This window comes from Arthrobacter sp. LAPM80 (assembly GCF_046736435.1).
GTDB lineage: Bacteria > Actinomycetota > Actinomycetes > Actinomycetales > Micrococcaceae > Specibacter.
Map to the genome: position 1 here is coordinate 76,714 of NZ_JBCHVD010000007.1, position 21,033 is coordinate 97,746.

Here is a 21,033-nt window from a genome sequence, read left to right on the forward strand (position 1 = left end):
GGCTACCGTGCTTCCAGGATCGCCACGACGCCCTGGCCGCCGGCCGCGCAGACCGATATCAGGCCGCGGGCCGGGCGCCCGTGAACCTGTCCGCGCTCATGGAGCATCTTGGCGAGGGTTGCGACGAGTCGCCCTCCGGTGGCGGCGAAGGGATGGCCTGCGGCCAGGGACGATCCGTTGACGTTGAGCTTGGCCCTGTCAATCGAGCCGAAGGCGCCGTCAAGGCCCAGGCGCGTGGTGCCGAATTCTGGATCCTCCCATGCCGCCAGCGTGCTCAGCACCGTGCCGGCGAAGGCTTCATGGATCTCAAAATAGTCAATGTCATCCAGCGTCAACCCGTTGCGGGCCAGCAGGCGCGGAACGGCGAAGGCCGGGGCCATGAGCAGCCCGTCCTTGCCATGGACAAAGTCAACCGCCGCCGCTTCGCCGTCGATCACGTCGGCCAAGATGGGCAGGTCACGCGCGGTGGCCCACTCTTCGGAGGCGAGCAGGACAGTTGAGGCGCCGTCGGTCAGAGGTGTCGAGTTGCCGGCTGTCATGGTGGCGTTGCCCCCCAGTGACTTGCCGAAGACGGGCGTGAGCTTCGCCAGCTTCTCAAGGGTGGAGTCGGCCCGCAGGTTTGAGTCCCTTGCCAGGCCGCGGAACGGAGTGATGAGGTCGTCGAAGAAATTCCGATCGTAGGCAGCAGCCAGATTCTTGTGGCTGGCGAGGGCAAGTTCGTCCTGGGCCTCGCGGCTGATCTTCCACTGCGCGGTGGTCAGCGCCTGGTGCTCGCCCATCGAAAGCCCCGTTCGGGGTTCCCCGGTGGAGGGTGCATCGGGCGTGAGGTCCTTGGGCCGGATGCGGCTGACGATTTTCACCTTCTCCCCCATGGTCTTGGCACGGTTGAGGTCAAGGAGGATCGCGCGCAGACCTTCGCTGACGGCGATGGGGGCATCCGAGGCAGAATCGACACCGCCGGCAATGGCCGAGTCAATCTGCCCAAGCTTGATCTTGTTGGCGAGGCCGATGACCGCCTCCAGGCCTGTCGCGCAGGCCTGCTGGAGGTCGTAGGCAGGCGTCGTGGCCGAAAGTGCCGAGCCAAGGACGGCTTCCCTTGTCAGGTTGAAGTCCCTTGAATGCTTCAGAACGGCGCCGGCGGCAACCTCTCCGATTTCCTCGTCGGCCAGGCCAAAACGAGCAACCAGGCCATCGAGGGCAGCAGTCAGCATGTCCTGGTTGGAGGAGTGGGCATAGGCGCCGCCCGATCGGGAGAAGGGGATGCGGTTTCCACCGACAATGACTGCCTTGCGAAGGCTCCGGACCTTGGCCTGCCGTGCCTGGGCTGCGTTGGGCGCGGTTGCGGACGTGGCGGAATTTCCGGCCGCTGTTTCGTTGCCGGGTGTTGTGGGGGTGGTCATGAAGCTCTCTCCTTCGGGAACGCCGTTTGTTACTGATACCCAGCGTACCTGATACGCTGAGTATCGTGAACACGTTACAGTCATGGCCGCCCGTGCCGGCCCTCTCATCCACGCCAGGCGAGGGCAACAGTGCCGCCAATCCCGGCATTGCCGCCGTGGACGGGCGTTCGGCGAGGTGGGAGGCCCACCGCGAGGAACGCCGTCGTGCCTTGATCAATGCGGCACGCAGGGCAATCCACAGACTGGGCCCCGACGCCTCGATGGAGGACATCGCAGCCACCGCCGGGACGTCGAAATCGGTGTTCTACAGGTACTTCGGCGACAAGTCCGGACTTCGACAGGCCCTCGGCGCTGTGGTGATCCGGCAGATGCAGGAGACCATCGCGGCGGCGCGGCAGGCAGCGTCCGAACCGAGGGAGGGCGTCACCGCCATGGTTGCCGCGTACCTCCAAATGGCACAGACCTCACCGAACGTGTACTTCTTCTCCACCGTTCCCACTGATGGCGACACCAGCCAGTCCGGGGAACTGAGCGGATTTTTCGCATCGGTGACAGAGATGATTACCGAACCGCTCCGGCACCTCATGGGCGATCCCGCATCCCCCCTTGTGGGCTACTGGCCCACGGCCGCCATCGGGCTGGTGCGCACGGCGGGCGAATTGTGGCTGCAAGCCCCCGAGGACCCAGCAAAACCAGAGCCCACGGCCATGGCTGAACAAATATCAACCTGGCTCTTCGACGGCGTGGGGCAGCTACTCTCCCCCACGTCCCTTTCCACTTCAGTAACCGCAGCAGAAGGATGTTCATGACCACCGTAATGACCCAAGTTTCTCCGGCAGCCAACCACGACGGCGCCAATGTTGACGTCGCCAAACTCGGTGAGCTCCTGCTGGGCCGATGGGCGGAAGTCCGTTTGAAGGCCCGCAAGCTGGCAGGCAGCCCCGAACTGCACAAGATCGAAGGGCTCACAAATAAGGAGCACCGCGAAAGGGTGTTCAGGCAGCTCGGGATCCTCGTGGAGCAAAACGGCGTGCACCGCGCTTTTCCCACCCGGCTCGGCGGCGGCAACGACCACGGCGGGAACGTGGCAGGCTTTGAGGAACTCGTCATTGCCGACCCCTCGCTGCAGATCAAGGGCGGGGTCCAGTGGGGCCTGTTCGGATCCGCCGTGATGCACCTTGGCAGTGAGGAGCACCAGGACAAGTGGCTTCCGGGCATCATGAACCTGGAGATTCCCGGCTGCTTTGCCATGACCGAAATCGGCCACGGATCCGATGTGGCGTCGATCGCCACGACAGCCACCTACGATGAAGCGTCGCAGGAATTTCTCATCAACACCCCGTTCCGCGCGGCCTGGAAGGAATACATTGGCAACGCGGCAGTCGATGGCGTGGCCGCGGTGGTGTTCGCCCAGCTCATCACCCGGGGCGTCAACCACGGAGTCCATGCCTTCTATGTGGAACTTCGCGACCCCGACACAAAAGAATTCCTGCCCGGCGTCCAGGGGCTTGACGACAACATCAAGGGCGGACTGAACGGCATCGACAATGGCCGCCTTGCCTTTGCCGACGTACGGATTCCGCGCACCAACCTGCTCAACCGCTACGGCGACGTGGCGGTGGATGGCACCTACAGTTCACCGATCGCCAGCCCCGGGCGCCGCTTCTTCACCATGCTCGGAACGCTGGTCCAGGGCCGCGTTTCGCTCAACGGGGCAGCCGTCGCGGCGTCCAAGGTGGCGCTGAAGATTGCCATCCAGTACGCCACCGAACGACGCCAGTTCAATGCCGCATCCGACACCGAGGAAGTGGTGCTGATGGACTACCAGCGCCACCAGCGCCGACTGCTCCCCCTGCTGGCCACCACCTACGCCGCCGCGTTCGCCCACGAGGAGCTGTTGGTGAAGTTCGACGGCGTATTCTCCGGCGCCCACGACACCGACGAGGACCGCCAGGACCTGGAGACACTGGCAGCGGCGTACAAGTCGCTCACCACATGGCACGCCCTGGACACCCTTCAGGAATGCCGGGAGGCCTGCGGCGGCTCGGGTTTCATGATTGAAAACCGTTTTGCCTCGCTGCATGCCGACCTCGACGTCTACGCAACCTTCGAGGGCGACAACACTGTTTTGCTGCAGCTGGTCGCCAAGCGTCTGCTGGCCGACTACAGCAAGGAGTTCCGCAACCTTGACTTCGGCGTGCTGGCACGGTTTGTTGTGGGCCAGGCAGCGGACCTAACCCTGAACAAGACAGGCCTGCGAAACGTCGCCCAGGCAGTTGCCGACAGCGGCTCCGCGCAGAAGTCGGCCAAGGCCCTCAAGGATGAGGACACCCAGCGCCAGATGCTGGCGGACAGGGTCCAGACCATGGTGGCCGAAGTTGCCAGCGCCTTGAAGGAGGCCGCAAAGCTTCCCAAGGAAAAGGGGGCCGAGATCTTCAATGAGAACCAGAACGCCCTCATCGAGGCCGCCCGCGCACATGCCGAGCTGCTGCAGTGGGAAGCGTTCACGGCCGCCCTTGGCCGCGTTGACGATGCCGGCACCAAGCGCGTCCTGACCCGCGTGCGCGACCTGTTCGGATTGGGCCTGATTGAAAAGCACCTCGACTGGTACCTGATGAACGGGCGGATCTCCATGCAGCGTGCCCGCACCCTCGCCCCATACATCAACCGCGTCCTGGCCAAGCTTCGGCCCCACGCGCTGGACCTGGTGGATGCGTTTGGCTATGGACCCGAACACCTTCGCGCCACCATCGCCACGGGCATTGAGCGAGAGCGCCAGGACGAGGCCCGCGAGTACTACCGCCACCTCCGCGCCAGCTCCGATGCGCCAATTGACGAGAAGATCCTCATCCAGAGGGCGAAGGCCGCCGGCAGGGCCTGACTTCCGCCCCTAGGTTCTGGATGTTCGACGGCGGCGCCCACCTTGGGTGCCGCCGTTGGGGCGGCGCGTTCTTCACGGCCCGCCGCGACCAGGCGCATCGACCGGGACCGCTTCTACGAGGCTGACCCGGAAATTCTGCCTCAGTCAGCGAGGCCCCGATCCAAGGATCGAGGCCTCCAAAGCAAAATCTTTTAACGCATTCACAAAAACGCAACAAAAACGACGAAAAGAAGTCACAAAGCCTAAACAAACATTCGACGAATATTTTTAATCCTCTGGAAGAACACTCTTGTAAACGTCCAATGTTTGTTCAACAATCGATTCCCAAGAGAAATGATCGCTTGCGCGCTGGCGGCCCTTTTCCCCCATCGCCCGTGCACGGGAGGGATCATTGACAACCTCAATCATGGCCGCAGCAAAGTCCGCAACGAACTTCTCAGGATCCAAGGGGGTGCCGGTACCGTCAGGAACCTGCTCCAGCGGGACCAGCAATCCGGTCTCACCGTGGGCAACAACCTCAGGGATGCCGCCGGTGGCACTGGCAACAACGGCAGCACCGCACGCCATAGCCTCAAGGTTCACAATGCCCAAGGGTTCATAAATTGAAGGGCAGGCAAACACGGTGGCGTGGCTGAGAACCTGAATCAGTTCGGCACGGGGCAGCATGCGCTCAATGACGATGACACCGTCGCGCGCGGCCTTGAGGCCTTCAATCAGGGCATTGACCTCGGCGCCAAGGGCGGGAGTATCAGCCGCGCCGGCGCACAACACCAGCTGAACTTCCGGCGGAAGCGCCGCGGCAGCCTTCAAGAGGTAAGGAACACCCTTCTGGCGGGTCACCCTGCCCACCCAGACAACGCTGGGGCGGTCGGGGTCAATGCCAAGGGAACGGACGATTTCGTCCTTCTCATCCCGCTGCCAGGAGGCAACATCGATGCCGTTGTGAATGACCTTGACCTTGGCGGGGTCGACGTCGGGGTAGCTGCGAAGGATGTCCTGACGCATGCCGTCGGACACCGCAATGATGGCCGCGGCACCTTCATAGGCAGTCTTTTCCGCCCAGGAGGAGACCGCGTATCCGCCGCCCAACTGCTCAGCCTTCCACGGCCGCAACGGCTCGAGGCTGTGGGCGCTGAGGACATGCGGAATGCCGTGCATCAACGCAGCGAGGTGGCCGGCCATGTTCGCGTACCAGGTGTGGGAATGCACCAGATCGGACCCGGCCGTCGCGGGAACCACCTGCAGATCCACACCGAGGGTCTGGATGGCAGGGTTGGCATCGGCCAACTCGGGCAGGTTTTCATAGGAGGCAACCACCGCCCCGTGGAAGTCCGGTTCGCGTGCCTTGCCAAAGGCATGGACATGCAAATCAACCTTCGCAGCGAGGACGCGGCTGAGCTCGGCAACATGCACACCGGCCCCTCCATAAATCTCGGGCGGGAATTCTTTTGTCACAATATCTATACGCACATACTCAAGGTAGTCTGTCGGAACACATTTGTTCTAGTGTGAAGTTGTTGTGACCTCAACTGTCACAGCGAAGTGCATAATTTCAAGCTGTCGGAGGTTGGATCATGTCAGTCAAGAAAGTTCTGGCGATCGTATTAGCAGGCGGTGAGGGCAAGCGCTTAATGCCCTTGACAGCTGACCGCGCAAAGCCGGCCGTACCCTTTGCGGGTTTTCGGTTGGTGGATTTCGCCTTGTCAAACCTGGCGAATTCGGGTTATTTCAAAATGGTCGTGTTGACGCAATACAAGTCGCACAGTTTGGACCGCCACATCTCTGAGACATGGCGCATGTCAACGCAATTGGGCAATTATGTGGCATCCGTGCCGGCCCAACAGCGTCGCGGCAAGAGCTGGTTCCTTGGCAGCGCCAATGCCATCTACCAATCCATGAACCTCATCAATGACGCCGAGCCTGACATTGTTGTTGTGGTTGGCGCGGACCACGTGTACCGCATGGACTTTGAACAAATGGTGCAAAGCCATATCAAGTCAGGCGCCAGGGCCACCGTCTCCGCCGTGCGCCAGCCCTTGGAAATGGCCGACCAGTTTGGCGTCATCGAGATCGACGGCGCCGAAATCCCCGGGGCCATCGGCGCGCACAAGATTTCTGCGTTCGTTGAAAAGCCCCAATCCACACCGGGACTGCCGGATGCGCCGGACCAGTTCCTGGCCTCCATGGGCAACTATGTCTTTGACACTGACGCCCTCATTGAGGCGCTGGATCAGGATGCCCTGAAGGATGACACGAAGAATGACATGGGTGGGGACATCATCCCCTACTTCGTCAACCGCGGCGAAGCGTTCGTCTACGACTTCTCCACCAATGACATCCCCGACGCAACAGACCGGGACCGCAACTACTGGCGAGACGTGGGGACCATAGACTCCTACTACGACGCGCACATGGACCTGATCTCCCCCATGCCCATCTTCAACCTGTACAACAGGGCATGGCCGATCTTCACCCGTGGAACCACTTCACCGCCGGCAAAGTTTGTCAGGGGGGAAAGCAATTCAGTGGGGGCAGCACTGGATTCAATCGTGGCTCCGGGCGTTGTGGTCTCAGGTGGCGTCGTCGAAAATTCGGTACTTTCCAACGATGTGTTTGTTGGATCGGGTGCACGTGTGCAGGCTTCCGTTTTGATGGACAAGGTGATTGTGGGTCCCGGCGCCGTGGTGCGCCGGGCAATCATTGATAAGAACGTCAAGATTCCGGCAGGAGCCACCATCGGTGTGGACCCCGCTCTTGACCGGGCCCGCGGCTTTGCCATCACCGAATCGGGCTTGACTGTCCTGAGCAAGGGACAGCTTGTTCCTGCCCCTGATGCTGCTGAAAAGGCGCTGGCACGTGCCGCCGCAGCAGAGGTGCCCGAGGCACTGATGCTCGCCGTCAGCCGTGACGAAGTGGCCCAGGCAACTGTTGATCTGGTGGTGAAAAACCAGATCAAGGCCACGACGTCCCAGGCACCTGCCGAAGAGGCTAAAATTAGTGGGTGACTGCCCCTGACTTGACCTCCGAAGAAATCCAAAATTGCATCAAGGTTTTGGAAACAATCCATGTTTACGACGAAGAACATCCCGACTATGTTTTGGTGCGCCGAGCCACAGGAAAGATGTTCAAGTCGGTCAAGCGCCATCGCCGCAACGTCAAGCGCGATGCCGTCAATGACGCCGACAAGGCCGTACTGGCGAAAACGGCAACAGCGGCGCCTGACCGGATCGACGATGAAACCCGGGGAAACAAGCTCAAGCCCTCAACGAGGGGTGATACGGCGGGAACGCTTCTGCGTTCCCGCCCGTGCTACATCTGCAAGCAGCGCTACACACAGGTGGATGCGTTCTACCACCAGCTGTGCCCTGACTGTGCCGCCTTCAACCACTCAAAACGCGACGCACACACGGACCTCACTGGCAAGCGCGCGCTGCTGACGGGCGGCCGCGCCAAGATCGGCATGTACATTGCACTCCGGTTGCTGCGTGACGGCGCACATACAACCATCACCACGCGCTTCCCCAAGGACGCCGCCCGCCGCTTTGCCGCAATGGAAGACAGCGGCGCATGGCTCCACAGGCTGCGCATCGTCGGCATCGACCTGCGTGACCCAACCCAGGTGGTGGCGCTGGCCGACTCGCTGAACGAAGCCGGACCCCTTGACATCATCATCAACAACGCCGCGCAGACGGTCCGCCGTTCGGGCAACGCCTACAAACCGCTGGTTGATGCCGAGCTTGAAGAGCTGCCCACGGACACCCCCATGCCCGAGCTTGTCACCTTTGGCCACGCCCACGACAAGCACCCATTGGCGCTGGCCACCCAGATGATGGAACATCCCCAACTCGCCGGCGATGAAATTGCCTCACTGGCCCTCTCCATGGGATCGGCTTCCCTTGAACGCATCGAGGCGGGCACGGCCATTGACGCCGGCGGCCTCGTCCCCGACCTGGCGACCATGAACAGCTGGACGCAGGTGATTGACGAGGTCGACCCGTTGGAAATGCTCGAAGTCCAGCTCTGCAACGTCACCGCCCCGTTCCTGCTTGTCTCGCGCCTGCGCCCGGCCATGAAGGCCTCCGCGGCGCACCGCAAGTACATCGTAAACGTGTCGGCCATGGAGGGGCAGTTCTCCCGCGCCTACAAGGGTCCGGGCCACCCGCACACGAACATGGCCAAGGCCGCGCTGAACATGCTCACCCGCACGAGCGCCAGTGAGATGCTCGAGGCTGACGGTATCCTGATGACAGCGGTGGACACGGGCTGGATCACCGATGAGCGCCCCCACTTCACCAAGGTGCGCCTGGCCGAGGAAGGCTTCCATGCCCCCCTTGACCTGGTCGACGGCGCCGCCCGCGTTTACGATCCCATCGTCATGGGTGAGTCGGGCGAGGACCAGTACGGGGTCTTCCTCAAAGATTACAAGCCAAGCCCTTGGTAAAGCTCGACGGCGCCAAACCCAGCACGGGTGCGACTGCGCGCAAACTGGCACCTGGCATCACTGCTGCCCTACTCGCTGTTGTCCTCTCCCTGCTGGTGCACAGCATGGTGCCGATACTGCCCGCCATGACGATCGCCGTCGTTCTTGGCATTGTCTGCGCGAACCTGCCGGGAATCTCCGGGCTGTGCCAGGGGCCGTGGCGTGCCGGCTTGAACTTTGCCGGCAAGCACCTGATGCGGGCAGGCATTGTCTTCCTTGGCCTCAAACTGAGCCTAGGTGACATCATGGACCTTGGCTGGGTCAGCGTCCTGCTGATTGTTGTTGTGGTGCTGCTCAGCTTTGCCGGGACCCTCGCCCTCGGGAAGCTGTTTAAACTCGGCGGGGACACTCCGCTGCTGATCGCCACGGGCTTTTCCATTTGCGGGGCGTCGGCCATTGGTGCGATGGCCGCGGTTAAGGGCACCAAGCATGAGGACACCGTCCTGCCAGTCGCCCTGGTGACCTTGTGCGGGACCCTTGCCATTGGCATCCTGCCGCTGTTGATGCAGCCGCTGGGGCTCGCACCGCTTGAATTCGGCCAATGGGTGGGCGCCGGCGTCCACGACGTGGGACAGGTGGTGGCCACTGCCCAGACCGCAGGTGCCGTAGCCCTCAGTGCCGCCGTGGTGGTCAAGCTGACGCGCGTGGTGATGTTGGCGCCGATCGTTGGCGTCGCCGGGGCCATGGAGCGCAAGCGCCAGGCACGGGCCCTGGCCTCGGGACCAAATACCGGGTTGCCGGCCAAGTTCCCGCCCGTGGTCCCCCTCTTTGTCGTTGGATTCCTGCTGATGGCCGCACTGCGCACCACAGGCTGGCTGCCCGGATTTGTCATCGATGCCGGCTCGACGGCGCAGGACATCGCCCTGGGCGCTGCGTTATTCGGCCTTGGCTCCAGCATTCGGGTCAGGGAACTTTTTGCCACGGGCATGCGCGCCTCCGTCATGGCCCTGTGCTCCTGGGCACTGATCGCTTCGCTGGCGTTCGGCGCAGTGCACCTGATGTCCCACTGACGCAACACCCAGGCACCTGGTTCCCCTGACTGCAACTCCTCGAAGCGGTATGTGACTGATGCCGCTTTGGCGCAAACCCGTGGTTGAATGAAATAGTGTCAAACCATAACCTTTTGCGCAGTGAAGCGGCAGCCCGAAAAGCCCTCATCGAAGTCCACCATTATGATGTCGACCTTGACTTGGGCAGGGCCGGCGACCCGACTGTTCCGGGCTTCCCCAGCCGCACCACCATCACCTTCGCGGCCGACACGTCCGGCCCAACTACGGCGGGCACGTTCCTGGACTTCATCGGGCTCGGCGTCGAGTCGGTGGTCCTGAACGGCACCTCCTTGGACGTGGCCGACGTCGTCGACGCCCAACGCATCCACCTGCCCTGCCTTGAAGCGGAAAACGTGGTGGTCGTCAACGCCACGGCGGCGTATTCAAGCAGCGGCGAGGGCCTGCACCGGTTTGTGGACCCGGCCGACGGGCAGACTTACACGTACACGCAGTACGAACCCGCCGATGCCCGCAGGGTCTTCGCAAACTTTGAGCAGCCCGACCTCAAGGCACCCTTCACTTTCACCGTGACAGCGCCAACGGGGTGGAAGGTTGCCTCCAACCAGTCTGTTGCCGAACGTGACGAGCTGGCAGGCACAGGCAACACCCGGTGGGTTTTCGACCCGACCCTGCCGATTTCCACGTACATCACCACTGTGCTGGCCGGTCCGTATTTCATGGCCGAGGACCACTTTTCGATGGTGTTCGGGTCCGCCAGCGCGCACCACGGCGAAACGCTGGACATCCCGCTGGCAGCCTACTGCCGCGCATCGCTGGCACCGCACTTTGACGCTGATGAGGTCTTCAAGGTCACCAAGGCCGGGCTGGAGTACTTCAACGCGCTCTTCGATTTCCCCTACCCCTTCGGCAAGTACGACCAGGCGTTCGTGCCCGAATACAACCTCGGCGCCATGGAAAACCCGGGCCTTGTCACCTTCACCGAGTCATACCTGCATGCCTCCCGCGCCACCGACACCGCCTACCAGCAGCGCGCCAACACGATCATGCACGAGATGGCGCACATGTGGTTCGGCGACCTCGTGACCATGACGTGGTGGGATGACTTGTGGCTGAAGGAGTCGTTCGCAGATTTCATGGGCCATCTTGCTGTCGCGGAGGCCACCGGCTGGGGCGAAAAGTCCTGGACCCTGTTTGCCAGCCGCCGCAAGGCCTGGGCCTACACCCAGGACCAGCTGCCCACCACGCACCCCATCGTTGCAGACATCCCCGACCTCGAGGCGGCCAAGGCCAACTTCGACGGGATCACCTACGCCAAGGGTGCCTCGGTGCTGAAGCAGCTTGTCGCCTACGTGGGCAAGGACGCCTTCATCGCCGGCGCACGCGGATATTTCGGCGCACACCAGTATTCAAACACCACCCTAAACGACCTTCTGCTCCCCCTCGGCGAAGCGTCGGGCCGCGACCTGGGCGATTGGGCCAGGAAATGGCTGCAGACCTCAGGCATGTCGGTCCTGAGACCCATCGTCGAAGCGGTGGACGGCACCATCACCTCGCTGTCCATCCGTCAGGAGGCCGTGGATCCCATCACGGGCCGCCCCGCCCTGCGTCCGCACAGGCTCGACCTCGGCTTCTTCACGCACGAGGCGGGGGCCCTGGTCCGTTCCCACTCGGTCGCCCTGGATGTGGCCGGCGAGGTGACGCAGGTCCCCGGCGCCACCGGCCTGCCCGTCCCCGATCTGCTCCTTGTCAACGACGGTGACCACAGCTATGCAAAGGTCAGGCTCGACGCCGGATCCCTCACCACTGCTCTAGCTGCGGTGGGAACCATCGCCGACCCGCTGTCCCGCAGCCTGGTGTGGTCGGCCCTGTGGAATGCGACACGGGACGCCCTGCTGCCCGCCGCCAGTTACCTGGATGCAGTCCTCGAGCATGCAGGCGGCGAGCCGGACATCGCCGTGTTGCAGACCCTGGCTGATAATGCGCTCCACACCTTGGGCCACTATTGCGCCCCGGAGGACCGCCCGGCGGTACAGGAACGGTTGATCGCCGGCGTGGCAGGCCACCTGGCCGCCGCGGCCCCCGGAGGCGACGAACAGCTGATTTGGGCGCGGTCCCTTGCCGAACTGGGCCGTGGCAGCGACGCGGTTGTGCACTACAGCAGGTCCCTGCTGGCAGGAAAGGACGTTCCGGAGGGCCTGAGTGTCGACGGCAGCCTACGCTGGCTGTTGTGGCAGCAACTCGCCGCCCGGGGTGCCGCAAGTCAGGCTGAACTGGACGCGGAACTGGCTGCCAACACCACGGCCGAATACCGTGCAAGCCACTGCACTGCAGTGGCAGCCCTGCCCGATGCCGCCCTCAAGTTGGCGCGCTGGCACGAGGGCGTTGACGGGGAAACGCTCAGCAACGAGCTCCTGGGCGCCACGATTGCCGGGTTCACCGTGGGCGGGCGCGAATTGCTCGACCCGTTCATCGAACCGTACTTCGAGGCAATCGAACGGGTGTGGAACAAACGGAGCCTGGAAATTGCTGGCCGGATCGTGCGCGGGTTGTTCCCGCTCCGGCAGGACCTTAAGCCGGGGACGCTGCCGGCGGAACATCCGGTGGTGCTGCGCACCGACGCGTGGCTGGACCAGCACACCGTGGCAGCCCGCGGACTGCGCCGTATTGTGCTCGAGCAGCGGGACCAGCTCCTGCGTTCCCTAAGCGCACAGGCAGGCAGCCGGCGCTAAAGACGGTAGGTGGCGGGTCCGCCGTCGTCAGTTGCGAACAGCCTGACGGCGGCGAAGCCATGCCAGGAACGCCGCGACCATGGCGACGGCCACAGCCACCCAGGCTGCCGCAGCCACCCACGTTGCCCACTGACCAAGGACGGCCACGAGTGGCATCTGGTTCTCTCGCCCGAACCTGTAGGTGGCGACGGCAAACATGCCCAGCGGGAAGACGATTGACCACAGGGCAGTAACGTAACGCAACGGTTCCCGCCGCACCACGTGCCGCCACAGGCCGAAGGCGACAAGGAACGGAACCCACCAAAGCCCAAAGGCCCACAGCAGGTAGCTGAGGCCGCCAATGGTGGGGCCGGCCAAGTGGATGACGGGGACATCTGCGGGTAGGTGCAGAATCATGGACCCGGCGAGGACTGTAATGGCCGTGGCACCCATGAAGATCCAGTTGGTGGGGACAATCCCACCCAGGCTTTCACCGCCTGTGAGTAAGCGCAGCATGACCAGGGTTGTCAGGGTTAGATAGAGCATGATGCCGACGCCCCAGAAGGCAACGGCAGCGTCGCTCATGAGGCTGACGGCTCCTGCGTCGGTGGCCAGGGATGCCGCTGCCACGGACAGTGACTGCGAGGAGACAACCCACAGAAACCACGTCCCGTCTACGGGCAGCAGGCGCATCCGCGGTCCCTCGCCGATTTCGGTGCGCAGCATCATGGACAGCGGCACGCCGTATGCCAGAAAGATCCACAGGGGAATGCTGAGGGCGGCCAAAACCCACGTCACCGCCGGTGCCACTGGGTGGAAGCCGATGCCGACAACATTCATCCCGGCCACCACCGTCAAGTACCCGAAGCCCTTGTGTGGGTTCCGGAAGTCCGCCACCGCATCACGGCCGTGAACCATGAGCCGCCCCAGCAGACCTGCCACGAGCACCACCAGTGCGACGGTGGCGATCCACAGCAACGCTCGTGAGAAGCCCGTCAGGCCCGCGTCGAGCAGGGCAGCAGAAACTATCCCGGTGGCCATGACAAACGCGAAGGATGCCGGTGGCTGGTTGGGCCATCTCACGGCCCTGCCTACCATGCCGTGGGCCTGTGCGGGGGGATCCGTGGCTGGTACCTCATGGGATCCGGTGCAGCCACTCGTCCGCACCAAACTTACTGGCCACAAGCGCCCGCGCCTCGGCCAACTCCGCTGGCGTCAGCCCGGCCAACTTCGCGTCATAGCGCTGCGTAAACGTGGCCATCATGCGCCCAAGAATTTCTTCCCGGCTCAAACCTGTCTGTCGGCGCAGCGGGTCAACGCGCTTCTTCGCGGAGCGGGTTCCCTTGTCGGACAGCTTCTCCTTGCCAATCCGCAGTACCTGCACCATTTTGTCGGCGTCAATGTCGTAGCTCATGGTGACGTGGTGCAGCATGGCGCCGTTGCTGAGGCGCTTTTGGGCGGCGCCGCCAATCTTGCCCTGGTCCGTGGCGATGTCGTTGAGGGGGACGTAGAAAGCCTCGACACCGATGGACTCCAGTGCGGCCATGACCCAGGCGTCAAGGAACTTGTAGGACTCCTCAAAACTCTGCCCGTCAACCAGGCTTTGGGGCAGGTACAGCGAGTAGGTGATGCAATTGCCGGCCTCCATGAACATGGCGCCGCCGCCGGTGATCCGTCGTACCACGTTGATGCCGTACTTTTGCACGCCTTCGGGATCAAGTTCGTTGCGCACGGACTGGAAGGAGCCGATGACCACCGAGGGTTCGTCCCAATCCCAGAACCGCAGCGTGGGATTGCGCAAGCCCGCACCCACCTCGCGTGTCAGCACCTCATCGAGTGCCACGTTGACCGCCGTAGGCAGGACGGTGGGGGCGATGATGTCCCAGGAGTGGTCCAGCCAGCTGCTGGCCTTGGAGAGCGCCCGCCGGACCGCGACGGCGACTGCTGGGGCCGAGAAGCCGAAGAGGACGACGTCGGCCGGCAGGGCATCGCTGATTGCCGCGGCAATGGACGTGGGCGGAACCTGGGCGTCCAGCCCGTTCAAGGCACCGTTAATGTCCTCCAGTGCCTCATCGGGTTCCAGGAAGAAGTCTCCGCTCACGCTGACGTTGGCCAGCTTTCCGTCGTGGACTTCAAGGTCCACCACCACCAATTTGCCGCCGTGGACCTTGTATTCACCATGCAATGTTTGAGCCATGTGTCCAGTCTTTCAAGACGGCGCCGTGGTGGCAAAGTGTGATGCCGGCTGGCGCAAAAAAAAACAGGCCCGCTCCATAAGGAACGGGCCTGCCTTGAACAACATCAGACAAAGAAGTATTACTTCTTGCCGCCGAAGCCTGCAAAGCGTGCGTTGAAGCGCTCGACGCGGCCGGCGCTGTCCATGATGCGCTGCTTGCCCGTGTAGAACGGGTGTGACTCCGAGGAGATTTCCACGTCGATGACGGGGTAGGTGTTGCCGTCTTCCCACTCAATGGTCTTCTTGGACGTCGCGGTGGAGCGCGTCAGGAACTTGGTGCCTGAAGCCAGGTCGTTGAAAACGATGGCTTCGTACTTCGGGTGGGTGTTCTGCTTCACTGTAAACCTCTGGGTGGTATCGCCTGGTTTTTGCCAGACTGATGAATATTATGGACACAAGGACCAGCTAGAAACTTTACCGGCTCGAGGCCGTTTCACCAAGCTGAGAGGCAATTATTGCATTTGGGCCAGCGCAGCCAGTGCCTGGTTGGCGTGCAGGTCCATGTTGGTTTCACTGGACACCGCGAACCGCAGGACCTTTTCCTTGTCCACGATGAAGGTGGCCCGCTTGGTGGGCAGCGATTTTGCCAACAAATGACGCCTGACACCGAACAAGTCGGCCACTTCGCCCTGCCTGTCGCTCAGGAGAGGGTAGTTGAAGCCGTTCTTGGTGGCAAAGTCGAGCTGCTTCGCCTCGGAATCGGTGCTGATGCCGACGATTGAGGCCCCCGCAGCGGCGAATTCTTGCTGCAGGTCACGGAAATGGCAGGCTTGCCTCGTGCATCCGCCGCTGCCGGCCAAGGGGTAAAAGAAAACAACCAGCGGGCCGTTGGCCGTCAAGTCCGAAAGGCTCCGCATTTCCCCACTCTGGTCAGGGAGCGCGAAGTCGGGAACATTCTCAGCAATCTTCATGCCCCCACACTACTCGTGCATGGCAGCCGTGGAATCCTACTGCCTGCGGGGATCCGTAGCGAAAAACGCGACTGCACTGGCCGCGGCAACGTTCAGTGAGTCAACCCCTGCGTACATCGGGATCATGACTGAAAGTTTCACGGCGGACAGGGTTTCCGGGCTGAGCCCGTAACCTTCGCTGCCGAGGATGAGTGCCAGCTTTTCGTCGTCGCGTGCGGCGAGTTCATGGATGGTGAGCGCATCCGGCACGAGGGCGAGTGCCGCCGTCGTAAAACCGGCATCATGGAGCAGGTCAAGGCCGCCTGGCCCGTCAGGCAGGCGTGCCCACGGGATCGCGAACACCGCACCCATGCTGACACGGATGCTGCGCCTGTAGAGCGGGTCCCCGCAGCGCGGGCTGATCAGGACGGCATCAACTCCGAGCGCCGCAGCAGAGCGGAAAATCGCACCAATGTTGGTGTGGTCGCTGATGTCCTCAAGCACCGCCACGCGGCGCGCCCCGGCCAGCAGCGAGGGGACGTCCGCCGGTGCGGGCCGGTGCATGGCGGCCATGGCCCCGCGGTGAAGGTTGATGCCGGTGATTTCCTCGAGCATCGCGCCGGTGCCCACGAACGCGGGGGTCTCGGGGTGCGCATCGAGGACGTCCCGCACCTCGGGCAGCCGCTTTTCCGCCAGGAAGAAAGACCGCGGACGGTGTCCGGCGGCGAGGGCGCGGCGCACCACCTTGGGGCTTTCGGCAATATAGAGGCCCTCTGCGGGCTCCTTGACCTTGCGCAACTGAACGTCTGTGAGGGACACATAGTCGCTGACCCGGGGGTCGCTGGCGGTTTCAAGATGGATGATCATGCGGCCACCAATTTTTCGATCATGAAGAACAGGGCGACGAGCCCGAGCGTCACGATGACGATGCGCAGGACAAGTGGGGGAAGTTTACGGCCGATCTTGGCACCGATGAACCCGCCAGCCAGGGAACTGACGGCGATCAGGCCCACCACTGCCCAGATGATCTTCTCCGGCGCGAACAAAAGGTAGGAAATTGCCGCCACCACGTTCACTGTCAGGGACAGGACGTTTTTGACGGCGTTGGCATTTTGCAGCGTTCCGCCCATAAAAATGCCAAGGATGGCCACGAGCAGCACGCCCTGCGCTGCGACAAAATAGCCGCCGTAGACTCCGGCAAGAAAGACCAATGCCACCATGGCAACGTCGTGGGAACTCGCCTCGGGCGAGGACTCACGGCGTTTCTTGATGGCGGCCTGCAGGCGGGGCTGGAAGATCACCAGCAGCAGCGCCACCACAATCAGCAGCGGTGCCGCCACGGAGAACACCGATTCGGGCAGGTGCAGCAGCAGGTAGGCGCCGGTGATTCCGCCCAGCAGGGACGCCGGCATGAGCCGGGCAAGGTTGCCCCCCATGCCCTTTAGCTCGCGCCGGTATCCCCACGTGCCTGAGACTCCCCCGGCGATCAGGCCCATGGCGTTGCTGACAACGGCCATGACGGGCGCGATCCCGAGCGCGATCAGGATCGGAAAGGTGACAAGGGTTCCGGAACCCACCACGGTGTTGATGGTTCCTGCCCACAAGCCGCCCAGCAGGATAAAGAATGATTCAAGCGCGTTCACAAGTTGTGCGGATTCCTCTGCTGTGGCTGGAAAGTTGAAAAGTTCCCGGCAGGCGGGTTTCCGCCGGGAACCTCGACGGCGTTAGTGGCGTGCTGTTGCCGTGTAACGTCCGGCGTTGCTTGAGACGGCCAGGGGCAGTCCGAAGGTGGTACTGAGGTTCTCTTCGGTCAGGACTTCGCCGATGGGGCCCTGGGCTACGACTCCGCCCTCGCGCAGCAAGAGGGCGTGGGTGAAGCCCGGCGGGATTTCCTCGAGGTGGTGGGTGACAAGGACAGTGCTTGGGGCCAGGGGGTCGGCGGCGAGTTCGCTTAGGCGCTTGACAAGGCCTTCACGGCCTGCCAGGTCGAGTCCGGCGCCGGGCTCATCCAGAAGGAGAAGTTCGGGGTCGCTCATCAGGGCCCGAGCAATCTGCACACGCTTTCGTTCGCCGTCGCTCAGCGAAGCGAAGGGGCGGTTGAAGAAGGTGGAGACACCCCACTCCTCCAACAGGCCAAAGGCGCGCCGTTCGTCGTCGCGCTCGTAGTCCTCGCGCCAGCGGCCGGTGACGCCGTAGGAAGCCGTCACTACAACATTCAGGACTTTCTCGTGCTCCGGAATCTGGTGGGCGAGGCTGGCGGAGGCCACGCCGATCCGCGGACGAAGCTCAAAGACGTCCACAGCGCCCATGACCTCATCCAAAATCCCCGCAACACCGTGGGTGGGGTGCATCCGGGCACCGGCAATCTGCAGCAGCGTGCTCTTGCCTGCGCCGTTGGGTCCCAAAACCACCCAGCGCTCACCTTCGGCGACGCGCCAATCGACATTGTCCAACAGTGTCTTTGTGCCGCGGACAACGCTGACACCGGCCAAACCCAATACTTCACTCATAAGAACTGAGCCTATGACAATAAAGGCGGCCAGTGCTAACCGGCGGTTCCATCCACACGGCGGCGGGCCTCCCGGTGCCCCGCCTTTGCATGCACGGCGGCGGCGTGACTTTCGCTAGAATGCAAGCATGCCCTCCACATTTACAGCAGTCAGCTACGCCCGGACGCTCACCCCCGAAGCCCTTGCTGCCATCAGGGCCGTGCTGACCGGCCACGGCTGCTCCATTGCCTCTGAACGCAGTGAGAAACACCCCGGATTTGAAGCCGTGGTGCTGGAGCTTGCCTGCCCGGCCGAGGGTGCGGGGCTGGACACGACGGCGGAGCGCCTCGCGGCCTTGCGCAAGGCGCTGACGGAGGCGGGGGCAGGCGGGGCAGGCACCGCCGTCGTACCCAATTCGCTGCGCAGCGCCGACCGCAAGTTCATCATCATGGACGTCGATTCAACACTGATCCAGCAGGAAGTCATTGAACTTCTCGCTGCCCATGCCGGCACAGAGGCGGAGGTTACCAAGGTCACCGAGGCTGCCATGCGCGGCGAACTCGACTTCGCCGAGAGCCTGCACCACCGCGTTGCGACGCTTGCCGGCCTGCCCGAAAGCGTGCTGGCCGAGGTAGGCGAGCAGATCAAGCTGTCTGTCGGCGCCGAGCGGCTCGTGGCCAAGGCCAAGGCTGCAGGGCACGTGGTCGCGGCCGTATCCGGCGGATTTTCACAGATCCTGACACCCCTGGCCGAACGCCTCGGCCTGGACTACGCACTGGCCAATGACCTCGAAATCATCGACGGCCACCTTACCGGCAAGGTGTCCGGCGCTGTCGTGGACCGCGCCACCAAAGCGCTCCAGCTGCGCACCTGGAGCGCCGCATCGGGCATTGCCCAGGCCGCCACCATGGCCATCGGCGACGGAGCCAACGACCTTGACATGATGGCCGCCGCAGCCCTCGGCGTAGCGTTCAACGCGAAGCCTGCCGTGCGGGCCGTGGCCGACGCACAGATCAACCTGCCAAACCTCGACGTCGCCCTGGCCCTGGCCAACATCCAGGGCGCCTGAAACACCTCATTAAACGGCTCAAGCCCGTGCCGAACCGCCTGGGGCAGTTTGGCACGGGCTTGATGTGTCGACAGCGCTGGGGCCTACTTGAAGTAGTCGGCGCCGCCCACATATTCGGTGTGGCCGCTGGGGACCTCCGCGGTGGCCATCGTCGCGATTTCGGCGGCAAATTCAGCCACCGTGAACAGGCGGCCGGCCTCGGCGCGGCGGGCCTCGATGGCGCCGGGGTTGGCGCGGTCAAGCAGGGTTGCCGTGACGGTGCCCTCGATCATGTCCCCGGATACGACAACCAGCGAGATGTCCTCGGCTGCCAGGTTCGGGATCAAGGCGCGCAGGGCGTCCTCGCCGGCACGCTTGCTCTTGGCAACGGGCAGGTACTCGGGCATGGTGGCGACGGTTTCGATGAAGTGCGCCTGGTGGCTCGTGACAAACACCACACGCGAACCCGCGGGCATGACAGGCATGGCGGCGTTCAGCAGGTTGACCTGGGCATCGCGGTTGAGCTGGAGCGCATAGTCTTCGGCCATGCCGCTTTCCATGCCACCGGACGCGTTCAGGACCACCAACTCGAGCGAACCGAAGTTCTCAAGCGCGGCGCTGACCAGGGCCTGCACGCCTTCCTGGGTTGTCAGGTCTGCACCCACGGCAATTGCGCGGCCACCGGCTTCAACAATCTGGGCCACCACCTTGTTGGCACGCGGGGCCTTCTGGCGGTAGTTAACCACCACGGCTGCACCCTCGGCTGCGAGGTACTTGGCCACATCTGCGCCGACGCCCCGTGAGGAACCGGTGACAATGGCTGTCTTTCCGTCAAGCTTTCCCATAAAAAATTTCCTTCGTTTCAACTGATGAATCACAAACCGGGCAGTCACTGCCGCCCGCGGGCCTACATCGAATTCTATCTGCGGGGATGGTTACCACCCGGCAGTCAGGCCAAACGCATAGAGGAAAGCCCTAGTGGCCCATCCCGAGTCCGCCGTCGACGGGGATGACGGCGCCTGAGATGTAGGACGCTTCGTCGCTGGACACCCAGCGGACCACCTTGGCAACCTCGTCGGCCGAGGCAAAGCGTGCGGCCGGAATGGTCGACAGGTACTGCTTCTGCGTCTCTTCGGGCAGCGCAGCGGTCATGTCGGTGCTGATGAAGCCCGGCGCCACGACGTTGGCAGTGATGCCGCGCGAGCCCAGCTCGCGGGTCAGTGAACGGGCAATGCCGACAAGGCCCGCCTTGGAGGCTGCGTAGTTGATCTGCCCCGGTGAGCCGTAGAGGCCCACAACGGATGAAATGAGCACAACCCGGCCCTTGCGCATGCGGATCATGCCCTTGGAGGCGCGCTTGATGACCCGGAAGGCTCCTGTCAGGTTGGTGTCGATGACCGAGGTGAAGTCATCCTCACTCATGCGCAGCAGCAGGGTGTCCTTCGTGATGCCGGCGTTGGCCACCAGAACCTCGACCGGCCCGTGGGCGGCCTCGATTTCAGTGAAGGCCGCATCGATGGACGCCGCGTCGGTGACGTCGGCCTGGACGCCAAGGATGCCATCGGGCAGTTCCGAGGGGCTCCTGTACGTCACAGCCACCTTGTCCCCGTTGGCCAAAAACGCCTGGGCGATGGCCAGGCCAATGCCGCGGTTACCGCCGGTGACCAAAACACTGCGACCCTGGCGATCGTCGCCTGCCGGTGCACTCATGTATTCCTCCATAGAAACAGACAAAAATTAACAGCGTCGAACACCGGGCCACCCGGCCACAGGGAAACTGTGGGCCAGGCCGCGCCGAGAATATAGCTGCGGTAATGAATCCTACGGTGAAAGGCCCCCCGGCACACAGTCGGCTTTTGGCTGTGCACCCCCGCGGTGAGAGAATGGAGGA

The 21,033-nt window shown here is 63.2% G+C and carries 18 protein-coding genes; 7 read left to right on the plus strand and 11 right to left on the minus strand.

What is annotated here, in order from left to right:
- Positions 1 to 2: 2 nt before the first annotated feature.
- Positions 3 to 1,400, minus strand: a complete 1,398-nt coding sequence (locus tag AAGW05_RS09175) for an acetyl-CoA C-acetyltransferase (protein WP_411804201.1) — start codon at positions 1,398 to 1,400, stop codon at positions 3 to 5.
- A 65-nt stretch (positions 1,401 to 1,465) separates the two neighbouring features.
- Here AAGW05_RS09175 and AAGW05_RS09180 point away from each other — a divergent pair, with 65 nt between their 5' ends.
- Positions 1,466 to 2,209: a TetR/AcrR family transcriptional regulator gene (locus tag AAGW05_RS09180; RefSeq protein WP_411804202.1), complete on the plus strand. Its 744-nt coding sequence runs from the start codon at positions 1,466 to 1,468 to the stop codon at positions 2,207 to 2,209.
- The gene (locus tag AAGW05_RS09185) at positions 2,206 to 4,281 is read left to right on the plus strand and encodes an acyl-CoA dehydrogenase (RefSeq protein WP_411804203.1); all 2,076 of its coding nucleotides are present in this window, start codon (positions 2,206 to 2,208) and stop codon (positions 4,279 to 4,281) included. Before AAGW05_RS09180 ends, AAGW05_RS09185 begins: the two co-directional genes overlap by 4 nt.
- Before the next feature lie 267 nt (positions 4,282 to 4,548).
- On the opposite strand, the gene glgA is transcribed toward AAGW05_RS09185, so the two are convergent.
- Positions 4,549 to 5,751 (minus strand): glycogen synthase, encoded by a 1,203-nt coding sequence (gene glgA / locus AAGW05_RS09190; protein ID WP_411804204.1) that lies wholly within the window; start codon positions 5,749 to 5,751, stop codon positions 4,549 to 4,551.
- 104 nt (positions 5,752 to 5,855) lie between these two features.
- Here glgA and glgC point away from each other — a divergent pair, with 104 nt between their 5' ends.
- From glgC to pepN, 4 genes are all read left to right on the plus strand, one after another.
- On the plus strand, positions 5,856 to 7,286 hold the full coding sequence (gene glgC / locus AAGW05_RS09195) for a glucose-1-phosphate adenylyltransferase (RefSeq protein ID WP_411804205.1): 1,431 nt from the start codon (positions 5,856 to 5,858) through the stop codon (positions 7,284 to 7,286).
- Positions 7,283 to 8,722 (plus strand): SDR family NAD(P)-dependent oxidoreductase, encoded by a 1,440-nt coding sequence (locus AAGW05_RS09200; protein WP_411804206.1) that lies wholly within the window; start codon positions 7,283 to 7,285, stop codon positions 8,720 to 8,722. The genes glgC and AAGW05_RS09200 overlap by 4 nt, the downstream gene beginning before the upstream one ends.
- On the plus strand, positions 8,716 to 9,771 hold the full coding sequence (locus AAGW05_RS09205; RefSeq protein ID WP_411804207.1) for a YeiH family protein: 1,056 nt from the start codon (positions 8,716 to 8,718) through the stop codon (positions 9,769 to 9,771). The genes AAGW05_RS09200 and AAGW05_RS09205 overlap by 7 nt, the downstream gene beginning before the upstream one ends.
- Before the next feature lie 95 nt (positions 9,772 to 9,866).
- On the plus strand, positions 9,867 to 12,500 hold the full coding sequence (pepN, locus tag AAGW05_RS09210) for an aminopeptidase N (RefSeq protein WP_411804208.1): 2,634 nt from the start codon (positions 9,867 to 9,869) through the stop codon (positions 12,498 to 12,500).
- A gap of 27 nt (positions 12,501 to 12,527) precedes the next feature.
- On the opposite strand, the gene AAGW05_RS09215 is transcribed toward pepN, so the two are convergent.
- The 7 genes from AAGW05_RS09215 to AAGW05_RS09245 form a co-directional block, all read right to left on the minus strand.
- Positions 12,528 to 13,562, minus strand: a complete 1,035-nt coding sequence (locus AAGW05_RS09215) for a tellurite resistance/C4-dicarboxylate transporter family protein (RefSeq protein ID WP_411804209.1) — start codon at positions 13,560 to 13,562, stop codon at positions 12,528 to 12,530.
- A gap of 52 nt (positions 13,563 to 13,614) precedes the next feature.
- The gene (locus AAGW05_RS09220) at positions 13,615 to 14,676 is read right to left on the minus strand and encodes a biotin/lipoate A/B protein ligase family protein (protein WP_411804210.1); all 1,062 of its coding nucleotides are present in this window, start codon (positions 14,674 to 14,676) and stop codon (positions 13,615 to 13,617) included.
- A gap of 119 nt (positions 14,677 to 14,795) precedes the next feature.
- On the minus strand, positions 14,796 to 15,053 hold the full coding sequence (locus AAGW05_RS09225) for a type B 50S ribosomal protein L31 (protein ID WP_411804211.1): 258 nt from the start codon (positions 15,051 to 15,053) through the stop codon (positions 14,796 to 14,798).
- A gap of 114 nt (positions 15,054 to 15,167) precedes the next feature.
- Entirely contained in the window at positions 15,168 to 15,626 is a 459-nt protein-coding gene (locus AAGW05_RS09230; RefSeq protein ID WP_411804212.1) for a peroxiredoxin, read from the minus strand.
- Between the two features lie 36 nt (positions 15,627 to 15,662).
- Positions 15,663 to 16,472 carry a TrmH family RNA methyltransferase gene (locus tag AAGW05_RS09235; protein WP_411804213.1) on the minus strand — a complete coding sequence of 270 codons (810 nt, stop codon included), beginning with the start codon at positions 16,470 to 16,472 and terminating at the stop codon, positions 15,663 to 15,665.
- A complete protein-coding gene (locus tag AAGW05_RS09240) occupies positions 16,469 to 17,248 on the minus strand; it encodes a sulfite exporter TauE/SafE family protein (RefSeq protein ID WP_411804214.1) in 780 nt (259 codons plus the stop codon). Before AAGW05_RS09240 ends, AAGW05_RS09235 begins: the two co-directional genes overlap by 4 nt.
- Before the next feature lie 81 nt (positions 17,249 to 17,329).
- The gene (locus AAGW05_RS09245; protein WP_411804215.1) at positions 17,330 to 18,115 is read right to left on the minus strand and encodes an ABC transporter ATP-binding protein; all 786 of its coding nucleotides are present in this window, start codon (positions 18,113 to 18,115) and stop codon (positions 17,330 to 17,332) included.
- Positions 18,116 to 18,242: 127 nt separating this feature from the next.
- On the opposite strand from AAGW05_RS09245, the gene serB reads away from it, so the two are divergent.
- Complete coding sequence (gene serB / locus AAGW05_RS09250; protein WP_411804216.1) at positions 18,243 to 19,163, plus strand: phosphoserine phosphatase SerB; 921 nt, start codon at positions 18,243 to 18,245, stop codon at positions 19,161 to 19,163.
- Positions 19,164 to 19,246: 83 nt separating this feature from the next.
- Here the strand turns inward: serB and AAGW05_RS09255 are convergent, their stop codons facing one another.
- Positions 19,247 to 19,987, minus strand: coding sequence for an SDR family oxidoreductase (locus tag AAGW05_RS09255; protein WP_411804217.1), 741 nt, complete (start codon positions 19,985 to 19,987; stop codon positions 19,247 to 19,249).
- Between the two features lie 130 nt (positions 19,988 to 20,117).
- Positions 20,118 to 20,852 carry a beta-ketoacyl-ACP reductase gene (locus AAGW05_RS09260; RefSeq protein ID WP_411804218.1) on the minus strand — a complete coding sequence of 245 codons (735 nt, stop codon included), beginning with the start codon at positions 20,850 to 20,852 and terminating at the stop codon, positions 20,118 to 20,120.
- Positions 20,853 to 21,033 lie beyond the last annotated feature (181 nt).

Bases quoted from the DNA above. Each gene is read 5' to 3' on its own strand.
- AAGW05_RS09175 (WP_411804201.1), bottom strand. From the start codon at position 1,400: ATGACCACCCCCACAACACCCGGCAACGAAACAGCGGCCGGAAATTCC.
- AAGW05_RS09185 (WP_411804203.1), top strand. From the start codon at position 2,206: ATGACCACCGTAATGACCCAAGTTTCTCCGGCAGCCAACCACGACGGC.
- glgC (WP_411804205.1), top strand. From the start codon at position 5,856: ATGTCAGTCAAGAAAGTTCTGGCGATCGTATTAGCAGGCGGTGAGGGC.
- AAGW05_RS09220 (WP_411804210.1), bottom strand. From the start codon at position 14,676: ATGGCTCAAACATTGCATGGTGAATACAAGGTCCACGGCGGCAAATTG.
- AAGW05_RS09230 (WP_411804212.1), bottom strand. From the start codon at position 15,626: ATGAAGATTGCTGAGAATGTTCCCGACTTCGCGCTCCCTGACCAGAGT.
- AAGW05_RS09235 (WP_411804213.1), bottom strand. From the start codon at position 16,472: ATGATCATCCATCTTGAAACCGCCAGCGACCCCCGGGTCAGCGACTAT.
- AAGW05_RS09245 (WP_411804215.1), bottom strand. From the start codon at position 18,115: ATGAGTGAAGTATTGGGTTTGGCCGGTGTCAGCGTTGTCCGCGGCACA.
- serB (WP_411804216.1), top strand. From the start codon at position 18,243: ATGCCCTCCACATTTACAGCAGTCAGCTACGCCCGGACGCTCACCCCC.
- AAGW05_RS09255 (WP_411804217.1), bottom strand. From the start codon at position 19,987: ATGGGAAAGCTTGACGGAAAGACAGCCATTGTCACCGGTTCCTCACGG.
- AAGW05_RS09260 (WP_411804218.1), bottom strand. From the start codon at position 20,852: ATGAGTGCACCGGCAGGCGACGATCGCCAGGGTCGCAGTGTTTTGGTC.